We start from the raw sequence: 21,435 nt of genomic DNA, 5'->3' as shown, positions 1-21,435 counted from the left end.
CATTTTTAATATTTAGGAAAGATATTAAATTATACTTGAAAGCAATAAGTTTTTGATATATAATGAAAAAAACATATAATTTACCATTAAAGCTAAACGTTTCGCTTTTATAAAGTTAAATAAGAAAAAACGCTTAGAAATTTAAAGCCATTATGTAATCTTTAAATGTAAATTAGAAATATTAATATAAAAAATTGTACATATTCAAATTAAGAGGAGGAGTAAAAATGATATTATCAACTAGAGAAATGTTAAAAAAAGCACAAAAGGATGGGTATGCAGTACCTGCTTTTAATATTCATAATTTAGAGACGCTACAAGTTGTAGTAGAAACAGCACACGAAATGAGATCTCCTGTAATTATAGCTGGAACACCTTCAACAATTACAGATTATGCAGGGCCAGATTATATAAAAGCGATGGCAGAAGTTGCAGCAGGGAAATATGACATTCCAATAGCTATTCATTTGGATCATTTTGAAGATGTTAATGAAATCAAAAAAGATATAGATATTGGTTTTAGATCATGTATGATTGATGCTTCAAAACATGAATTTGAAGAAAATATTGCAATTGTAAAAGAGGTAGTAGATTATGCTCATAAATTTGATACAACTGTTGAAGCTGAACTAGGAAAACTAGGTGGAAGAGAAGATGATTTAGTCGTAGATGAGAAAGATACGATGTATACAAATCCTGATGATGCAGCAGAGTTCGTAGAAAGAACTGGCGTAGATTCTTTGGCTGTTGCAATAGGTACAGCGCATGGATTATACAAAGGAGAAGCAAAACTTGATTTCGAAAGATTAAAGGAAATTAGAAATAAAGTAAATATTCCGCTAGTACTTCATGGAGCATCTGATGTACCGGACGAGCTTGTTAAAAGAGCCATTTCACTTGGAATATGTAAAGTAAATGTTGCTACAGACTTAAAGATTCCATTTTCAAGTGCTGTGAAAGAGTTTTTTGAGGTACACCCAGAGGAAAGTGATCCAAGAAAATATATGACTCCAGGTAAAGAAGCTATGAAAAAGATAGTGAAGCATAAGATTGAAGTTTGTGGTAGCGCAAATAGATATTAATTTCTGTTTTATAAGAGATAGAAAATTAATACAAGATGGAGGAGAAAAAAGATGATATTAGTTATAAACCTTAATGCCTCTGTAGATAAGAGATATGAAATAGATGATATAAAAAAAGGACAAGTAATGAGGGCAAGGTATGTAGAAAATACACCAGGAGGAAAGGGCTTACATGTAGCTAATGTAGCAACTATCTTAAAAGAAGATTGTATAGCAACAGGTTTACTTGGAGGTAAATCTGGTGAGTTTATAGAAGAAAGTCTTAAGAAATACGGGATAAAGCAAGATTTTGTAAAAATAAGTGGAGAAACTAGATCTTGTTTAGCATTTATTACTGATGATAATGTTCAGACAGAAATACTCGAACCAGGACCAGAAGTAAGTGAAATTGAACAACAAAATTTCTTAGATAAATATATAGACTTAATTGAGAAAGCTAGTGTTGTTGTAGCCTCTGGAAGTGTTCCTAAAAATGTACCTAAGATTTTCTATAGGAAATTAGTGGAGATGGCTAATTCTCAAGGTAAGAAATTTTTATTAGATACAAGTGGTGATCTTTTAAGAGAAGGTATTGAAGGAAAACCATACTTTATTAAACCTAATAAGGATGAAATAGAAGCGCTAACTGGAAGAAAAATTAAATCCGTAGAAGATGCTATAAGAGAAATAAAGGAATTCCAAGCTAAAGGAATATCACTTGTAGCTATATCCTTAGGAAAAGACGGTTCAATAGCTGGATTTGAAGGAAAGTATTATAAAGTAAATGTGCCCAAAATTGAAGCTGTAAATCCTGTAGGCTCAGGCGATTCTTATGTTGCAGGAATAGCAGTAGCGCTGCAAAGAAATTATGATATCAAAGATACTTTGAAATTTGCTTCAGCTTGTGGAACAGCAAATGCTATGGAAAAAGAAACAGGATTTGTAAGTGAATCTATAGTAAACGAACTTTTCAATAAGGTAACAGTTGAAGAAATTTAGATAAGTCCTACGTATGATATCCCCCTTAAGTTAATATATAAATGTGAGAGTTAGGGAGAATTAATAACCTAACTCTCATAATTTTTACTAAATATATATTGCAAAAATAATTCTTCATCATAATTCTAAAAATATTGTAAGAATTTTAGCTGTAATTGTGAATTGTGCATTGCAACATATATATATATATATATATCATAAATTTAATATCTATGAAAGGATGAGTTATATGATTTACTCGATAGAAAATTCAAAAATAAAAATCACAGCAAGTACTCATGGTGCAGAGTTACATTCGATAACAGGACAAAAAGAAGGCACAGAATATCTTTGGAATGGAGATGCGAAGTACTGGAAATATCATGCACCACATTTGTTTCCTATAGTTGGGAAGGTGGTGGATTCTAAACTTAAAGTTGATGGAATTCAATATGAAATGCCCGCACATGGACTTGCTAGAATATCTGAATTTACCTTATTAATAGAAAGTAATAATTCACTAACTTTTGGATTAAATTACTCAGAGGACACATTAAAGATTTATCCTTATAGGTTTTCTTTATTTGTAACATATACATTAGAAGAAAATTCTATTATAGTCACATATAAAGTAATAAATTTAGATGACAGGGAGATAGTATTCTCAATTGGCGCTCATCCAGCATTTATGTGTCCTATAGAGAAATGTGAAGAATTAGAGGAGTGTTATCTACAATTTAATAAAAAAGAGACAAGTTCTATTATTGAGGTAACTAAGGATACATATCTTTCTCGTAAAAGGATAGAATGTCTTAGAGATACTGATACATTACCACTTTCCAGCGAACTCTTTAAAGATGGAGTATTAGTATTTGATGATATAAAATCTGATAAGATATCATTGAAATCAAAAAATCACGATAAGTCTTTAAGTATAGAATTTAAAGGATTTCCACACTTAGGTATTTGGGCACCTGAAACTGGTGCACCATTTCTATGTATAGAACCATGGTTTGGACATGCTGATTATGAAGATTTTGCAGGTGAATTTAGGGATAAAGAGGGTACAATCTCACTATCAACTGATAAAGTATTTGAGTGTAGTTATAAGATATCTATTGAGGAATAGTAGTGCATGCTTGATAGAATCTTATGTAGAAGAAAATTATCAAGTACATTTCTATAATTGATTAATTACAATTCTTTATATATGTTGAAATTGAGTTTCTACATTTTGCCTTAATTGAGATCTTAGCCTACTAAAATTTGAAATGTAAATTTATTATTGCAATATATATTACTAATAATTGAATATAAAAAATACGAATAGAGCGCATTTCTTAGGAATAGGAATTGCGCGCTATTAATTTAAGTATAGATACTAAGATAGGAATTAGAAAATAAGTTAGAGATCATTAAAATATAGGAAACTATAAAGAATATTTAAGATATAAAAATATGGTGAAAAGCTAATTATGGAGATATGTTATGTTAGAGAAAATATATAAGAAATTTTTAAACATGAGTTTTTTTCTTAAAATGACTATAGGCTATTCTGTTATAGTGATTATTTCTATATCTATTACTGCGCATATAATCATATCTAAATTTTCTAGTATACTTCAGCAAAAAGAGGTACTAATAGATAGAGAAGTGGTAAAAAAAATTGAATTATATGCTGAAGAAGAATATTTACGACTATATAACCTATCAAATTTAATGCATTCAGAAAGAAATATAGGGGAAATTTTTTCGAACCTTGAAAAATTTCCAGACCAAGCTTTTGATTTAAAAACTGTAAACGTGATAAACGATTTTATGCGTGGTATTTGTATATCTGATAAAGATATTACTGATGTTATTCTTATAACAAAAAATAATGTTGTGTATTCTGATTCACCATTGAAGAGCAGAACAATAATGCCAAGCTATAAATTCATTCAGGATAGTATTATTAAAAGACTGATAGCATCTGATGAAGATATGCAAATTATTTTTGATGATACATCAAGATATTCTAATAATAGAAATGACAAAATGGTTTCATTTATAGGAAAGATATATAATCCGAGTTTATTTCCTCAAAAATATATTGTTGGGGTATATATTATGAATGTACCAATTGAAGCTTTTGAGAGAAGTTATAAGGAGTTTGAGGGAAACACAAAGGGAGAATTTATTCTAAAAAACAGAGATGGACAAATATTATACAGCTCGAATGAAGATATCGTGGGTCAAAATTATAAGAATTTACAGATAAACAATGTACATTTTAATGAAGGTGAAATAAATGAGGCATATATAACAAATTCAGTGAAAGTAGGCTTGTCTGGCATGGAGGTTTTAAATATAATTCCAAAGAATATTATGTGGTCTGAATTAAATGAACTGATTATGAAAATGTCTTCAATACTACTGATAAGCTTAATATTGACAATAATTTGTACAATATTAATATTTAACTTATTTAATCTAAGAATTAAAGCTCTCATAAAATTTATGAGAGGGGTAGAGACAGGAAAATTAAATATTGAGTTTCCTATTAAGGGAAATGATGAAATTGATCAGCTTGGGATAGCATTTAATGAGATGTGTCATAAACTTAATATTTATATAAAAAGAGTATATTATGCTGAAGTCAGGAGGAAGGGAGCTGAACTTGTGGCTTTGCAGTCACAAATAAATCCACATTTTTTATATAATACACTAGAATGTATAAGAATGAGAGCTGAACATGATAAAAATATGGAAATTTCTAATATGCTGTCTTTATTAGGAAACCTATTTAGATGGAATGTTAAAACTAAAGAAAAGATAGTCACAATTGAAGATGAGATAGACTATATTTCAACGTATCTTGAACTCCAAAGGCTTAGATTTAGTGATAGAATTGATGTAATAATCGATATCTCTGAAGAAATACTTGATATGGGGATACCTAAATTGTTGCTTCAACCAATAGTGGAGAATTCTATAATGCACGGTTTTAATGATAAAGAGAATAATTGTCTTGTAAAAATTGAAGGTAAAAATATTGGAAATAATATTGAAATTTCAGTTTATGATAATGGTGTGGGGATCAAAGAAAAAATTGTTGAAAATATCATTCAAGAAATGGATGATCCTGTGGACGATGAAAAAATAAATAACTTAGGTATAAAAAATGTATATCAACGAATAAAATTGATATTTGGAAATGATTATGACCTTAAAATCCAGAGTAAACCCAATTTTGGTACAACCATAAAAATTATCATTCCTGCTATGAGAAGAGAGGAGATGAAAAAATTATGTATGGAGTCTTAATAGTTGATGATGAATCGATAATTAGAGAGGGATTAATAGAAATAATTTGTTGGGAAGAATATGGTATGAAGATAATAGGTCAGGCATCTAATGGAGAAGAAGCTCTGAAAATTATAAAATCACATAACCCCAAGATTGTAATTACAGATATCAGAATGCCATTTATGAACGGTATAGAGCTAATTAAGGCGATAAAATTAAATAGCATGAATATAAGAACTATTGTTTTGAGTGGATATGATGATTTCTTATATGTTAGGGAAGCAATGAAATATGGTGCTGAGAATTATATTTTAAAGCCTGTTGATAAAGATGAATTAAATAATACTATAAAGGAAATTTTAGAACGTATAGAAAATGAAATGTTTTCTGAGAGTCAAAAAAAAGAAAGTACAGTGCTGTTAAGGAATAATACATTAAATAGAATAATAAGTAATGAAATTACATTGAAGGAATTTAGAGAAAAGCAAGAATTGCTTGAAATAAATCTATATTGTTCACAGATGTGTATCGCAGTTATAGAATGTAATTTTTATGAGATAAGTGAAGCTGTTGATGAGGAAAATTCTGTACATTTAAAAAGGTTTAAAGCTTTAAATATATGTGAAGAAATTATAGAGCGATATATTCATGGAATAGTTTTTGAAGATAAAATTGGAAATATAACTGTGATTTTTAGAAATACAGACGCTGAAATCACATTTGCAGAAGTTAATGAAATATTAAATAAATGCATAAATGGCATAGAAAAGCATCTAAAAATTAGTTCAGTTGCGGCTGTCGGAGCTATGATATCTTCGCATAGGGATTTGCATCGATCCTATAAAGAGGCAATAGAAAGTTTGAATTACAAATTTATCTTCGGATATAATAAGGTGCTTTTTTTTGATAGTATACGTGGGTATAAGAAAAAGAATACTGATATTTTAATGATTAATTTTGATCTAATAAGTAATCACATAAAGTTATGTAAAGAAGATGAAGTCAAATCATATATTAGTCAAATATATGACTGTATTATAGAAGGAAAACAAAATATAGAACAAGATTTAATTATAAATGGTTCATTAGAATTATTAATATGCATATTTAATGCAGCTAAAGAATTCAATATTAATGCTAAAGACTTATTAAGTTTTAAGAATCATGCTTTTAGTGAAATAGAAAATGTTAGGGATATAAATGCTTTAAAGGAAAAACTTTTAGAATCTGTAGCTGAAATATTTAATATTATTAGGCAATTGAAAAATAAAAAGTTCTCTAAAGTAGTATCTAATTCTATTAAACATATAGAAAAAAAATATTATTCACAGGAAATATCGTTAAAGACATTATCCAATAGTATGAATATAAATTCAGCATATTTAGGAAGAATATTTAAAACTGAAACTGGAGAGTTCTTTACAGATTATCTTAATAAGGTAAGAATTGATAAGGCTAAAGAGTTACTTTTAAATACAAATTTGAAGGCAAGTGATATATCAGTGAAAGTCGGTTTTGTAAATAACAATTATTTTTACACAATTTTTAAGAAATACACTGGTATAAATCCAGGAGATTTTAGAAAAGTATAATATTTATAGTCTTTGTATAATTATTGTAATTGATTGCAATTGGTGCTGAGAGTAATATTTAATTAAGGATATTGAAAAGTTTACCGGTAATATTTCTTGCCTTATATTAAAGATCAAGATAGAAATTTATGGGGGGAGTAATTTGTGAAAAAATATATTAGTTTGATTTTATTTACTTTAGTTGTAATATCACTTTTTGCTGGATGTGGGAGTACTTCAGGTAGTAGTACTGAAGCAAATGAAACAAATAGTGATGGGAAAGTTAAAATTTCCGTAGCAGTTTTTGAGACAGATAATTATACTGCCGATTTTTGGAAACATATATTTGATTCATTTGAAAAAGATAATCCAGATATAACAATTGAGAAGGTTCTTATGACTGGAGACAGCAGACCACAGTTTTTAAAGACACTTATGGCATCAGGTAATTTCCCAGATGTTAATATAGATCCTGTGGAACTTTCCAAAATAGACGGGATTTATGCAGAAGTGCCTACTGATTTATTATCTAAATTTGAGGATACAGCTAAGGTGAAATCTAATGGTAAAAATGTGCTTATTCCTGCGTACAAAGCGTATAGAGGGCAAGTGTACTATAATAAAAAGCAATTTGATGATTCGGGAATAAAAGATGTTCCAAAGACTTGGGACGAGTTTCTTGAAGATTGTGAGAAACTAAAAGCAAAGGGATATGTGCCTTTGATTACTGGCGGATCTAAAGATATTTGGGCTACAGGATCTTGCTATTGGACGGGTGTTGCGAATTCTGAAATAGAAGAAGCATATCCTAATTTTAACTCTGATGTTTTGTCGGGTAAGGTCAAGTGGAATAATCCAGTAGTTAAAGATGTTTTGACAAGATGGCAGGATCTCAATAAAAAAGGATATTTCCATAAAGGATCTATGTCATACGGATATACTCAAGCTTCCGCTGAATTTATAAAAGGTAGTGCAGCAATGATGTTTGATGGTGGATGGCTTGCTCCTTCGTTAGATAAAGCAAATAACAATGATATTGGAGCTTTTGTAATGCCTGCAAAGACAGGGGTTAAGAGCTACTGTACAATGCCTCAATATTGGGCAGTATCAAATACATCAAAACATAAAGATGCTGCATTTAAATTCTGCGAATATGTATTAGGTGGAAATAAAGAAATTTATAAATATTATTTGCAGGCTGATGGGACATTCCCTGTAACAAAAGATACTGTAACTTATGATTTAGGACCATTACAAACAAAATATATGGATAATTATAAAGGTTATAAAGAAGTTCCTGAAATAACTAAAGTTGTTGGAGATAACTCACTACCAACTGGATGGGAGGATTTTCAACTTAAATCATTACAAAAAATATTTGTAGGTGCAGACATTTCTCAAGAATTAGATAGTTGGGATGCTGAACAAGTAAGATTACAACAAGCGTCTAAACAGAATTAGCTTATATATTTAAAAAAGGTATTAGAAAGATATTTATTAGGCAGTCTCGAATTTTGTTAGTGTCGAGGTTGCCTTTAAAATAAAAGAGGTGAGTTAGTTATGAGAAAAAAATCAATGTTATTTGCAGCTCCAGCATTTATTATATATACTGCATTATTAATCATACCTATTTTGGTAGCATTTTTTTTAAGCTTTACTAATTGGAATGGTATAGCATCAAGTAGTATAAAGTTTGTAGGCATTAACAACTTCATAAATTTATTTAAAGATGCACGACTTTTAAATGCTATAAAAGTAACATTCACTATTGCAATTACAGTTACAGTTGTAGTTAATATTTTAGGACTAGTTTTTGCTATATTATTAAACAAGGCAGGAAAGTTAACGAATATTTTTAGAAGCATATTTTTTATGCCATACGTATTAAGTACAGTTGCAGTATCGTTCATATGGATATCAATATTATCATATACAGGAGCTCTCAATAGTATTTTAGGTGCTGTAGGACTTACAAGTTTGCAACAAGATTATATTGGAAATGCAAAAAATGCAATAAGAAGTATTTGTATAATTGAAATTTGGAAAACTGTAGGTTTCAATATGGTAATCTATTTAGCATCATTACAAACTGTACCAGCAGAATTATATGAGGCATGTACAATTGATGGCGGAAGTATATGGGATAAGTTTAAAAATGTAACATTTCCTATGATTATACCAGGAATTACTATAAGCGTATTAATGAGTATTATAACTGAAATGAGGCAGTTTGATCTTGTGAAAGTTATAACTGATGGTGGACCTGGAAATAGCACAGAAACAATTGCTTATAATATTATAACTCAAGCATTTGGTAATAATATGCTTGGATATTCCTCAGCAATTGCATTAATCTTATTTATTATTACTGGTACAATATCCATATTACAGATTAATTTATCTAGAAGAATGGAGGTTGAAAGCTAGTATGATGATAAATAAAGTTAAAAAAGGTAGTAAGATAGACAAAGTTTCAATAATACCTAAATTAGTTTTAACTATTTCTATTATATTCTTTGGTGCACCGCTTTATTTGACTATAATAAATGTATTTAAAACAACAGATGCAATAAGTAAAAATCCATTATCTTTTCCAATTAATCCAACTTTAGAAAATCTCAAATATGTAATCACAAGCCCAAATCTAAAGATTTCTTCAATGTATTATAACTCGTTAGTTATTACTGTATTTGGAACTAGTTTGTGTATATTAGTTTCGGCTATGGCAGGATATTATACTTCAAGGACAAAAAATGGAATGGCAAGATTCCTATATGTTTTCTTTATACTTGGACTTATGGTTCCGTACGCAATAGTGTACATGCCTTTGGTTACAATCTTTAAAAACTTTGGTCTTATGGGCAATTTTCCAGCATTAGTTCTTGTATTTGTTTCAGGTAGTATTTCATTTTCAGTATTTATGTATCACGGATTCATAGGTGCAATACCAATAGAACTGGAGGAATCGGCAGCAATTGATGGGGCCGGATCTTTTAGAATATTTTGGCAGATAATATTTCCACTTCTTAAACCATGTACTGCTACTACTGCAATATTTATAGGATTATCTATGTGGAATGATTTTTTAACTCCTTTGCTTATAGGACAAAAGCAGACTATTACAGTTGGTATATATACAGCTATAGGTCCGCATGCAGCAGAGTGGGGAAATGTTTTTGCTTTTGTGTTTTATGGAACTTTCCCTATTGTGATTCTATATTTACTCGCTCAAAAACAATTTGTAAAAGGTCTTACTTCAGGAGCAGTAAAGGGATAGAAATAATTAAAGTGAATAGATAAAAAAATAATGAGTTTTTGGAGGGAAATAATGAGTAAGGAATTACTTTCAAAATTTTGCTGCGGAGATATATTAATTCAATATATAATAGATAATTCTAGTGGAAAAATAGAATTTAACATGATTCCGACAGAGCTTGAATATCTAGTTGATTATCAGAAGCAATATAATTTAGATTCATTAATACAGATAAAAATAATTGGTGATGATTATCCAAATGGATTTGCACATGGGGTAACTATGAGAAACAGTATGACAACGCTAAATCTGAAATATCATTGCCAGACTTGTGAAGAGAAGGATGATTGCAGAATAATAAAAACAATTTTAGTTGATTCACGAGGATATTTATTAGAACATAAGGTTATATGGTACTTCGGATATAGTGCAATTGAGATAATAACAAGCTTCAAAAATACTAGTGAATCGAAAGTATCTATAGAACTATTATCAAGCTTTTCGGTAGGAGGAATAACTCCGTTTGAAGAGGATGATGCTTCTAATTCTCTTATACTACATAGAATTAGAAGTGTATGGAGTTCTGAGGGGAGATTAGAATCTATTCCAGTAGAAGACATACAGCTAGAGCCATCATGGTCATTATATGGTGTGCGTTGTGAAAGATTTGGACAAGTTGGTTCTATGCCTGTAAGAAAATATTTTCCGTTTGCAGCAATTGAAGATAAAAAGCGTAATGTATGTTGGGGAGTGCAACTTGCATGTGCATCTTCATGGCAATTAGAAGTTTATAGAAATGATAATTCTATATGTCTATCAGGCGGACTTGCAGATAGGGAATTTGGACACTGGGTAAAAGATGTTTTACCTGGAGAGAAATTCACTACTCCTACTTCAATAGTATCTGTTTCACAAGGAGATATTGATTTATTATGCCAAAGGTTAACGCAATTTCATAATAAAGCGTTGTTAGAACAAAATATTAAGGTAGAAGAAGAATTACCAGTAGTATTTAATGAATTTTGTACAACATGGGGAAACCCTACTTATGAAAATATATATAAAATTGCTAATTGCATTAAAAATAAAGGAATTAAATACTTAGTAATAGATTGCGGATGGTATAAAGCGTCAAATAGGAACTGGGATTGCAGCATGGGAGATTGGGACATATCTTCAGAGATGTTTCCAGGAGGGCTTGAAAATGCAGTTGAAATAATAAAGTCTTGTGGTATGATACCTGGAATATGGTTTGAAATTGAGGTGGCAGGACGTGATTCAGATTCATTCAATAATACAGAGCACCAATTAAAGCGTGATGGAGTTCCAATTACAACGGGTAATAGACGATTCTGGGATATGGAAGATCCATATGTTATTAACTACTTGACAAAAAAGGTAATAGATTTAATAAAAAAATATGGATTTGGATACTTGAAGATAGATTATAATGATAACATAGGAATTGGATGTGATGGTTCAGAATCATTGGGAGAAGGATTAAGAAAAAAAATTATTGCATCACAAGAGTTCATAAAAAAAATAAAGAGAGAAGTACCTAATATAGTAATAGAGAATTGTTCCTCTGGAGGCCATAGACTTGAGCCATCAATGATGTCAATAACAAGTATGACATCTTTCTCAGATGCTCATGAATGCAATGAAATACCAATAATTGCTGCTAATTTACATCGCACTACACTTCCTAGACAGAATCAGATTTGGGCTGTTTTTAGGAAGGAAGATTCAAGTAGAAGATTAATTTATTCATTAATTAGCACATTTCTAGGACGTATGTGCCTATCTGGTGATATATACAATTTAGATGAGAATCAGTGGGATATAATAGATAAAGGCATAGCCTTTTACAAAAAGATTTCACCAATAATTAAGGAGGGGAATACTCAGTTTTTTGGTAATAGAATAAAAAGTTATAGGAATCCAGAAGGGTTTCAGGGAATTCTTAGAACAAGTAATGATGGGAATAAAGCAATTATGATTATTCACACTTTTAAAAATAATGTAGAGGAAGGCATATCGATGACTTTGCCTGATAACTTTTCACTTTCTATACATTCAATTTTTGGAGAAAAGGGAATAAATGCAAAGATTATAGACGGAAGGCTTCAATGTAATCTTAATAAAAGCTTTCAAGCTGCTTGCATATATATGGAAAAAAGTGAAATTCGCTGATTAATTCATTAAACAGATTATAGATGTAAAATATCCACTAGTTATTTAGATATAATACTAGTGGATATAATTTTGGGATAATACTTTCAAATGCTCATTTCACAAACATGTATCAAATTTCTTTGCTTGAGATATTTCAAATTTTTAATGAGGAACCCTATATTTAGTTTATTAATTTTAATTGCTCTCTATAGTCAGATGGACTCATGCCGGTAATTTGTTTGAAAGTTTTACTAAAGTGAAATTGATCTGGATAGCCAACTTTTTCACCAACTGTGCTAATTGGTAAAGAAAAATTCCATAATAATTGTTTTGAGATATTAATACGATACTCTTTAATAAATTTTGAGGGAGTCATATTCATGTATTTAGTGAATATTTTTGTTAAGTAAGAAATTGAAAATCCAAAATGTGATGCAAGTGCAGCTAGATCAATTGTTTCATGGTAATTATTTTTTATATATTCAGTCACAAGCTCCACAATTTCATTAGGCTTTTTGTAAGAAAACTCATCAACTTTAAAATCGTTTTGACTTGCCAGAAGATTTTTTTCTATTTTATTCAAGGTTGTAGTTAATTCGCCAAGATTAATAGGTTTCAATAAATAGTCGGACACCCCATATCTTATGGCAGTTTTAGCATAGGAAAAATCACTATGTCCACTAATTATTACACAATGGATAAAAGGATATTTTTCGAAAATAAACTTGGAGAGCTCAAGGCCATCCATTACTGGCATGCAAATATCAGTGAGTACAATGTTTGGAAGAAAGGATTCTATTAGTTCTAATGCTTCTTTACCATTACTAGCAGTTCCTACGACTTCAAAGCTCTCATTAGCTCTATATATGTTTTTAATTATGTTTTTAGCAATTAATCTCTCATCCTCTACAACAATAGCAGAAAAAGTAATCTTATTTGTCATAATTTAATCCCTCCCATAATAACAGTCGCCCCATTTGGAGTGTTATTGATTAATCTAAAAATTTGTTTTCCATTGTATAAAATTTTAAAGCGAATATAAATATTCATAAGACCCATTCCGTTTAATTCTAAGTTTGGAAGAACTCCATTTGCGTTGATTGAATCTATCTTTTCTTGCAATTGTTTTAAATTGTCTTCTGCAAATCCACTTCCGCTATCTTTAATTTGCATTTCCCAGTGAGTATCAGTTACATAACCGGTAATATCAATATGCCAAGGCAGCTCAGTTTTTGTAGTAAATTTTACTGCATTTTCTACAATGAGCTGCAAACAAAGTTTTGGGATTTTAATGTTTTGCATCTCATCAGGAATGTTTAGGGTATACGTTAAATCGTTATCATAGCGAATCTGCATACACTGAAGATAATCAATGGTATGAGCTATTTCATCGGTTAAACTAACTAATTGTTCACTGTCTGATGAAATATATCTTAATATTCTTGAAATGCTTTGGCACATTATTATTATTTCTTCATTCATTTGTTCATCAGCCATAGCTTGGATGGTTGACAGGGCATTGTATAGAAAATGTGGATTCATCTGTGATTGAAGAGCCAACATTTTTGACTGCATTTCACGATTTTGAAGAATTAATTCATTTGTCATTGCTTTTTTTGCTTTTTGCTGCATTTTTAAAAAGGCTTTGAATAAAGTATTTAATTCAGTAATATGTGTATCTATTTCTTTAAAATTAGTAGATGCATCGTCAGTTATCTGAAAACCTCTAACTTGATTATATATTTTATTCAATGGGGTGGTAATAATTTTTGCAATAAAATAAGATAATGTTGCAGTAGCAAAGGTAATTAATAACGATAGCACTACATTTGTTTTGATATATTCATAAATGGGAGACATGAGTTTTGAGTTGTCTATTGTTGCCACAATAGTGAAATCACTATATGAAGAGGTATCAAATAATACATATTCATTTTTATATTTAAATAAATTATTGCTTATATTTTTATCGACATTAGTAGAGATAAGATTATAATAATTAGTTGTAGATGAACTTTGATCTATAGGATATATTAGTTGTCCATTTTTATAATAAATATAAACATTACTGCCATAAGCATTATTAAAATCTTTAATAATAGTAAAAATATTTTTAAATGACTTTTTAACTTCAATAATTCCTTGTGGAACATTAAGAGTATTATAGTAAACGCGATATAATGAAAGGAAATACTGACCTTCCTCATAAGGTGAATATTTGCCTAGTCGATCATCTTTATTAAAGTAAATAACCTTATCGCCTTTAGAAGATAAAACATCATCATACCATGCCTTGTTATTCACTGAAATATAGGAAGAGGAATTATCTAAACCAACTCCTAATTCAAGATTATGCAAATCATAAAGATAAATCTGATCTATAGGATGGTTAGGTCCCATCATTGTGACCAATAAATCATATAAAATTTTTGTGTTCTGAATATTATCAATTTTTTGGTGTTCAGATAGATTGGACAAAGATTCAGAATTATAATTTATATATTTAATAAAATGATCCTTGATTAAATTAGAATAGATGATATTTTGAGATAGAGTATCTAAAGAATTAATCTCAACATCTAAATTGTTATTAATATTTTTTATATTACTATTAAGAGTTGTAAGAGCATTTGTTTTAATTTTAGTAGATTCATTCATTACAAAATAAAACATAAGAAAATTAAAGATAATTATAAATAATATGGTATATGGGATAAAGAGAGTTTTTAATATGCTACGTTGTTTCAAAAGTTTCATGAGAAATCAATCCTTACAATAAATAATTTAGTCAAAAATATACATGGAATAGGAGAGATATGAACATTCAAAATCAGCTTAGTACAGATATATAATATAACCATAGCAACAAATAGTCAATAATATATAAATTGGGAGGAATTATTATGAAACATTTTAAAAAGTTATTGTCAGTTGTGACATTAGCCGGATTAACTATGTCATTAGTAAGCTGTGGTAATAGTACTAGCACTACAGAATCAGGTTCAAAAAATAATGATGTTACTATTTCTTTTATGGCAAGTCAGGATTGGATTCAAGATGCTGAATTGAATTTAGCAAAAAAATTTACTGAAAAAACAGGAATTAAGATCGATTATCAAATTGTTCCATCAGATCAATATAATAACTTGTTAATGACAAAATTAAATTCTGGAGAAGCTACTGATATTTTTGCTGTGAATGCTGGAAGGTTTGATTTAGAAACACAAGTTAATGCAGAAAAAAATGCGTTGGATTTAACAAATGCCTCTTGGGCAAAAAATATAGATAAAGAAGTTGCTGATGAGCTGACTGTAAACGGTAAACTATATGGAGAACCTATTCAAGATGTATCATCTGTTTGGGCAATTGGCTATAATAAAAAGATTTTCAAACAGTTAAACTTACAAATTCCTAAGAATTATCAAGAATTTAAAAACATATGTGAGAAAATAAAGGCATCTGGTGTTACTCCTATTTATGAAAGCGTTTCAGATGGATGGCATCACACATTATGGTTCCCAGAAATAGCCTTAGCAGCGGATACAGCAGATTCAGGATTAGTAGATAAATTAAATAATAATACTGCAAAATTAGAAGGAAATAAAACATTTGAAACTATTTTAGGACAAGTTAATGAAATGGTGAAACTAGGATATTGGGGAGATAATTATATGTCTAACAAATATGCTGATGCTCCAAAAAATATCGCTTCAGGACAATTTGCAATGACAATCGCTAACCAAGGTTTTGGTGCAGAAGTCAATAAAGCGGATTCTAGTTTCAGTGCAGATGATATTGGATATTTTGTGATTCCTTTAGCAGATAATCAAATATTAAATATTAATCCAGTAGGACCATCAAGACTTATATATTCAAAATCTAAACATGCAAAAGAAGCACAAGAGTATTTAGATTTTCTTGCATCAGATGAAAGTCTTACTTATCTAACTGAAAACGTTTCTAAATTTAATAAGCTTCCATACAGTAATGCTCCAGTTAAATATACTGATACAGTCAAAGAATTTTATAAATCATATCCTAAGAATGCTGTTGTATTACAATCAGCAGTCAAGTATATAAATCCTCAATGGATGGAAATAGGCAAAGATATGTCTGCAATGTTAGTTGGAGAGATGGGGCCAGAAGAACTTCTAAAGAATATTGATAAAAATAGAGGAGATCAGGCAAAAGCTGCCGGAGATAAGGATTGGAAGTAAAATTCTAAATTATGTAACCAGATATACTTGTCTGGTTACAGTACTATAAAAATAAGGAGAAGTGTAAATGAATAAGAAAAAAATATATCCGAGTTACTTTATATGGGGAGCACTTATAATTTATGGAGTCTTATTTGTAATTCCGGGAATTATTGGCATTGCATATTCCTTTACAGACTGGTCAGCTTACAGTGATAAAATAAATTTTGTTGGATTTGATAATTTCAAAGTAATATTTTCAGGTAATGAGAATTATATGAAGATTTTAGGTAATACCTTGTGGTTTACAATAATTACAACCATATTAAAAAATGCTATAGGATTATTATTGGCAGTATTGCTAACAAAATCTATAAAATTCTTGAATTTTCACAGAGGGGTTATGTTTATGCCATCTGTGTTATCTACATTAATTATTGGTATGATTTTTACATCAATTCTTGATCCTAAGATAGGAATTCTAAACGTTTTTCTTAGAGGCATTGGTTTAGATACATTAGCAAAACAGTGGCTTACTTCACCACAATTTGCTTTTGGATCCGTAGTTGCAGTTGATGTTTGGAGAGGGATTGGATACATTATGACTATTTTTATAGCGGGTATTTTATCTATCTCTAGTGAATATTATGAAGCGGCTAATATTGATGGAGCAACAGGACTACAAAAATTTCGATTTATTACATTTCCGTTAATACTCCCAACATTAGCTACTACTACAGTATTAAATGTAATTTATGGATTGAAAGTATTCGATATGATTTACGTATTAACAAATGGTGGCCCAGGAAAATCTACAACGGAAGTATTGTATACAATAGTATTTAAAAAATTTGGTATGGGTCAGTATGCTATTGGTACTGCATTATCATCTGTTATGTTTGTAATCATGGTATTTATTGGAGTCTTTATGATTAAAATGATGACTAAAAATGAGGTGATGGAATAATGAGAATAAAGAAAACATTACAAAATATATTTTCTAATGGAATTGCATGGGTTATAACGATTATATCTCTTATACCATTAGTATTAATCCTATTTAATGCTCTTAAAACTAGCAAAGCAGCTTCTGATATGAATCTGAAACTTCCTACATTTCCAATACCAGTTGAAAATTTTTCTACAGTAATAGAAAGAGGAAAGCTTGCAACATCTTTCATTAATAGTTGTGTTTATTCTATAGGAAGTGTAATCTTATGTGCCATCTTAGCAGCAGCAGCTTCCTATGTATTATGTAGAAATAAAACAAAATTAAATCGCATCATTTACATGTTTATTATATTAGGAATTACAATGCCTATAAATTATGTAGCCTTAATGAAGGTAATGTCTGCGTTACACTTAATGAACTCAATGCTTGGAATAGTGCTACTATATACTGCAATGCAGCTTCCGTTTTCGGTGTTTCTCCTTCATGGATTTGTGGCAAGAATTCCAGTGGAATTAGATGAAGCAGCTGTAATTGATGGATGTTCTCCAATTAGGATATTTATCTATATTATATTTCCACTATTAAAACCAGCGTTAGCAACAGTTGTAGTTCTTACTTTTTTAAATACATGGAATGAATTTGTATCTCCATTATACTTTTTAAGTAGTTCTTCAAAATGGCCAATGACCCTTTCAGTATATAATTTCTTTGGAATGTATTTTAAAGATTGGAATTTAGTTTGTTCAGATATTATGCTAACTAGTTTGCCAGTTATTGTAGTTTATTTATTAGGTCAAAAATATATCGTTTCAGGAATGACAGCTGGAGCAGTTAAAGGTTAATGAGGGCGGTGATTAAATGGAGATTTTAGGATATCGTAAGGATGGCAGAATAGTAAATTTGAAATTAGAAGATGGAATAATTCAGTTATCTGCTGTGGGTAAAGAAATTATTCGATGTACTTATACAAAAGAAAAAAATATAAAGAATTCATCAGTTATTGGAATTAACCATGAAATAGAGAAATTAAATAAATTTGTTGTTGAAGAGACACAAGATAATATTATTTTAAGAACTGGATTAATTACTTTAACTATTAATAAGAAGACAGGACAATTTGTATGGAAAAATGGTAAGAATGATGAAATATTGCTGCAAGAAAGAGATAAAGAACTTGTTTCAATACCGGTTGAAAAATATTCTACAAATGGTGAAAAAGCCATTATTAAAAGAGTACAAACTGTTGATGGAGAAAGAAGCTTCGTTGAAAATTTAAAACCATATATTGATAGAATGGCATATCGAGCAAAATTATACTTTGAGTGGCAAGAAAAAGAAGCAATACATGGATTAGGACAAGGAGAAGAAGGAATTTATAACTATAGAGGGAACTCTCAATACTTATATCAGCACAACATGAGAACTCCATTCCCATGTTTGGTATCAAATAAAAATTATGGTATTTTATTTGATTGTGGATCATTGATGACTTTTAATGATGATTCAAGAGGAGCATATGTTTATTTAGATGTAGTAGAGCAATTAGATTACTATTTTGTTTTTGGTGAAAAGCTCGATGATATTGTAGGTGGTTTTAGAAAAATAACAGGACGAGCTGCCATGCTACCAAAATGGGCGTTTGGTTATATTCAGTCGAAAGAAACATATAGAAACCAAGAAGAATTAGTTGAAGTAGTTAAAGAGTATAGAAAAAGAAATGTACCAATAGATTGTATTGTACAAGATTGGCATACTTGGGGAGAAGGTTTATGGGGGAATAAGCGATTAGATAAAAATAGATATCCTGATATAGGTAAAGCAAATAAAGAAATTCACGATTTAAATGTTCATACTATGGTTTCTATTTGGCCCAATATGAATGTAGGTGGAGAGGATTATGAAGAATTTTTACAAGCTGAATATTTATTAGGAGACAATTCTACATATGATGCTTTTAATGAAGATGCAAGAAAAATGTACTGGGAACAAGCAGAAAAAGAGTTATACAAGGGAGGCTTTGATGCTTGGTGGTGTGATTCAACGGAACCATTTAGTGGACCAGATTGGAATGGAGAAAAAATTAGAGAACCTTGGGAACGATTTATGTTAGTGGGAAATGAGCATAAAAAGTTTTTAGACCCAGCTAAAGCTAATTTATTTGCATTAATGCACGAGAAAGGCATTTTTGAAAATCAAAGAAAGGTAGCGCCTGATAAAAGAGTTCTTAATTTGGCAAGATCTGGCTATATTGGCTCTCAAAAATATGGCGTTGTTTTGTGGTCAGGTGATACTAATGCAACCTGGGGAACTTTTAGAAAACAAATTACAGAAGGTTTGAATTTATGTTTGAGCGGTTTACCTTATTGGACATTAGATATTGGAGCGTTTTTTACAGTAGGAAGTGAATGGAGAAACAGAGGATGCGGTTGCAACAATAACCCGAACCCACTTTGGTTTTGGCAGGGAGATTATAATGATGGTGTAAATGATTTGGCTTATCGTGAATTATACGTAAGATGGTTTCAATATGGTGCATTTTTACCAATGTTCCGCTCTCACGGAACAGATACTCCAAGAGAAATATGGAACTTTGGGGAAAAGGGAGAAATGTTTTACGATGCCATTGAAAAGTTTATAAATTTAAGATATAGCTTAATTCCATATTTCTATTCTTTGGCTGGGAAAGTAACGCAAAATCATTATACTATGCTTCGAAGTCTTTTATTCGATTTTAGTAATGATGAAATAGCAAAAGAAATTAGTGACGAATTTATGTGTGGAGATTCTATATTGGTATGTCCTGTTACAAATCCGATGTATTATGAGCCAAATAGTAAGTCAATTAATGAATCTAAAATAAGAAAATGTTATTTGCCAAAAGGAGCTGACTGGTATGATTTTTGGACGGAAGAACGATTAAGTGGTGGAAGCTATGTAATAGCAGACGCTCCAATAGATAAGATTCCATTATTTATACGAGCAGGTTCTATTATTCCAATGGAAGAAGGGCTACAATATGCTGAGCAAGTAAGTGATAAATCATTTCAAATTCATATTTATCCTGGGGATGATTGCGAATTTGAATTTTATGAAGATAGTGGTGATGGTTATGAGTATGAGAAAGGAATTTATAATAAGATTTTGATGAAATGGGAAGACAAAGAAAGTAAATTTACTATTGGAAAAGCAGATTATGATTTCCCACAATCTATTAAAAATCGTTCTTGTACCATTTTTCTAGATGACATGAGAATAGATTTTATTTATCGAGGTGAACCATTAACTTTTGTTATGAAATAATAAAGAATATCAAATAGAGAGCGAATTTCATATTTAAACCCTCTTATTTTTTTATACAATACTCTTATAAATTTATTATAAAAAATCTCAAACATATTTAAAATGTACCCTTTGTCAAGGACAGTTTAATTTGGTTTGGGACTTTTTTTATTCTTAAGGAAATTATAATGCAATTAAATCTAGGGATAACTTTTATAGTAGTCTATTTTACTAGGGGAGTTACTATAAAAGAATAAAAAAATAAATCATATTCGCCTGATAAAATGTTCTTATATGCAGAATAGTTCAGTATTGTAGCATAGCTACTCTTTTTATAGGTGCATAGCTGCCATTTCTTATGTGCAGATTTTTCTCACATGCGTTCGAAAAGGCAGATGCGTGAAAAAAATCTACACATATGAAAAGAGTGCGAAGCACAATACGGAACTTAACCACAGTCGCCTGCGATTTTTTTATTCTCAATAAATTTATAATAAAATCAAATTTATGAATATATTATGGGATAATATTACTTACAAATATATATTTGGAAAGGAAATAAAAAAGGAATTTGATAATTAATGACGAAATCAAGGAGTATAGAGTTAATATGATTTAACACCTAGAGAAGGTTAAAATTTTTTAGATGGGGTAGTGTAAAAAATATATGAAAAATCAA

The 21,435-nt window shown here is 29.9% G+C and carries 15 protein-coding genes; 13 read left to right on the top strand and 2 right to left on the bottom strand.

Translation table 11 applies throughout. From position 1 onward, the window contains the following. Positions 1–227: 227 nt before the first annotated feature. The 9 genes from PZA12_RS18885 (at position 228) to PZA12_RS18845 (ending at position 12,347) form a co-directional block, all read left to right on the top strand. Positions 228–1,082: a tagatose bisphosphate family class II aldolase gene (locus tag PZA12_RS18885; RefSeq protein ID WP_078116816.1), complete on the top strand. Its 855-nt coding sequence runs from the start codon at positions 228–230 to the stop codon at positions 1,080–1,082. Between the two features lie 51 nt (positions 1,083–1,133). Next, positions 1,134–2,060, top strand: coding sequence for a 1-phosphofructokinase family hexose kinase (locus PZA12_RS18880; RefSeq protein WP_078116815.1), 927 nt, complete (start codon positions 1,134–1,136; stop codon positions 2,058–2,060). A gap of 229 nt (positions 2,061–2,289) precedes the next feature. Further along, positions 2,290–3,168, top strand: a complete 879-nt coding sequence (locus tag PZA12_RS18875; protein WP_078116814.1) for an aldose 1-epimerase family protein — start codon at positions 2,290–2,292, stop codon at positions 3,166–3,168. Positions 3,169–3,527: 359 nt separating this feature from the next. Next, the gene (locus PZA12_RS18870) at positions 3,528–5,345 is read left to right on the top strand and encodes a sensor histidine kinase (RefSeq protein WP_103698883.1); all 1,818 of its coding nucleotides are present in this window, start codon (positions 3,528–3,530) and stop codon (positions 5,343–5,345) included. Beyond that, positions 5,330–6,919: a response regulator transcription factor gene (locus PZA12_RS18865; protein ID WP_078116812.1), complete on the top strand. Its 1,590-nt coding sequence runs from the start codon at positions 5,330–5,332 to the stop codon at positions 6,917–6,919. Before PZA12_RS18870 ends, PZA12_RS18865 begins: the two co-directional genes overlap by 16 nt. A 144-nt stretch (positions 6,920–7,063) precedes the next feature. Beyond that, positions 7,064–8,359: an ABC transporter substrate-binding protein gene (locus tag PZA12_RS18860; protein WP_078116811.1), complete on the top strand. Its 1,296-nt coding sequence runs from the start codon at positions 7,064–7,066 to the stop codon at positions 8,357–8,359. A 99-nt stretch (positions 8,360–8,458) separates the two neighbouring features. Further along, positions 8,459–9,325, top strand: coding sequence for a carbohydrate ABC transporter permease (locus PZA12_RS18855; RefSeq protein WP_078116810.1), 867 nt, complete (start codon positions 8,459–8,461; stop codon positions 9,323–9,325). A gap of 1 nt (position 9,326) precedes the next feature. Further along, entirely contained in the window at positions 9,327–10,175 is an 849-nt protein-coding gene (locus tag PZA12_RS18850; RefSeq protein ID WP_242964562.1) for a carbohydrate ABC transporter permease, read from the top strand. 51 nt (positions 10,176–10,226) lie between these two features. Beyond that, entirely contained in the window at positions 10,227–12,347 is a 2,121-nt protein-coding gene (locus PZA12_RS18845) for a glycoside hydrolase family 36 protein (RefSeq protein WP_078116809.1), read from the top strand. A gap of 163 nt (positions 12,348–12,510) precedes the next feature. Here PZA12_RS18845 and PZA12_RS18840 read toward each other — a convergent pair whose 3' ends face one another. Together PZA12_RS18840 and PZA12_RS18835 are read right to left on the bottom strand one after the other, a co-directional pair. Beyond that, complete coding sequence (locus tag PZA12_RS18840; protein WP_103698885.1) at positions 12,511–13,272, bottom strand: response regulator transcription factor; 762 nt, start codon at positions 13,270–13,272, stop codon at positions 12,511–12,513. Continuing rightward, positions 13,269–15,086 carry a sensor histidine kinase gene (locus PZA12_RS18835; RefSeq protein ID WP_078116807.1) on the bottom strand — a complete coding sequence of 606 codons (1,818 nt, stop codon included), beginning with the start codon at positions 15,084–15,086 and terminating at the stop codon, positions 13,269–13,271. The genes PZA12_RS18840 and PZA12_RS18835 overlap by 4 nt, the downstream gene beginning before the upstream one ends. A 146-nt stretch (positions 15,087–15,232) precedes the next feature. On the opposite strand from PZA12_RS18835, the gene PZA12_RS18830 reads away from it, so the two are divergent. From PZA12_RS18830 to PZA12_RS18815, 4 genes are all read left to right on the top strand, one after another. Continuing rightward, positions 15,233–16,546, top strand: coding sequence for an ABC transporter substrate-binding protein (locus tag PZA12_RS18830; protein ID WP_077843149.1), 1,314 nt, complete (start codon positions 15,233–15,235; stop codon positions 16,544–16,546). A 67-nt stretch (positions 16,547–16,613) separates the two neighbouring features. Beyond that, complete coding sequence (locus tag PZA12_RS18825) at positions 16,614–17,492, top strand: carbohydrate ABC transporter permease (RefSeq protein ID WP_065419034.1); 879 nt, start codon at positions 16,614–16,616, stop codon at positions 17,490–17,492. Beyond that, positions 17,492–18,319, top strand: coding sequence for a carbohydrate ABC transporter permease (locus tag PZA12_RS18820; RefSeq protein WP_077843150.1), 828 nt, complete (start codon positions 17,492–17,494; stop codon positions 18,317–18,319). Before PZA12_RS18825 ends, PZA12_RS18820 begins: the two co-directional genes overlap by 1 nt. Positions 18,320–18,335: 16 nt before the next feature. Continuing rightward, the gene (locus tag PZA12_RS18815) at positions 18,336–20,777 is read left to right on the top strand and encodes a TIM-barrel domain-containing protein (protein WP_103698886.1); all 2,442 of its coding nucleotides are present in this window, start codon (positions 18,336–18,338) and stop codon (positions 20,775–20,777) included. Positions 20,778–21,435 lie beyond the last annotated feature (658 nt).

The organism is Clostridium beijerinckii, assembly GCF_036699995.1.
GTDB classification, from domain to species: domain Bacteria; phylum Bacillota; class Clostridia; order Clostridiales; family Clostridiaceae; genus Clostridium; species Clostridium helianthi.
The sequence above is the reverse complement of the archived record's forward strand: the minus strand, read 5'-3'. Positions and strand labels throughout refer to the sequence as shown.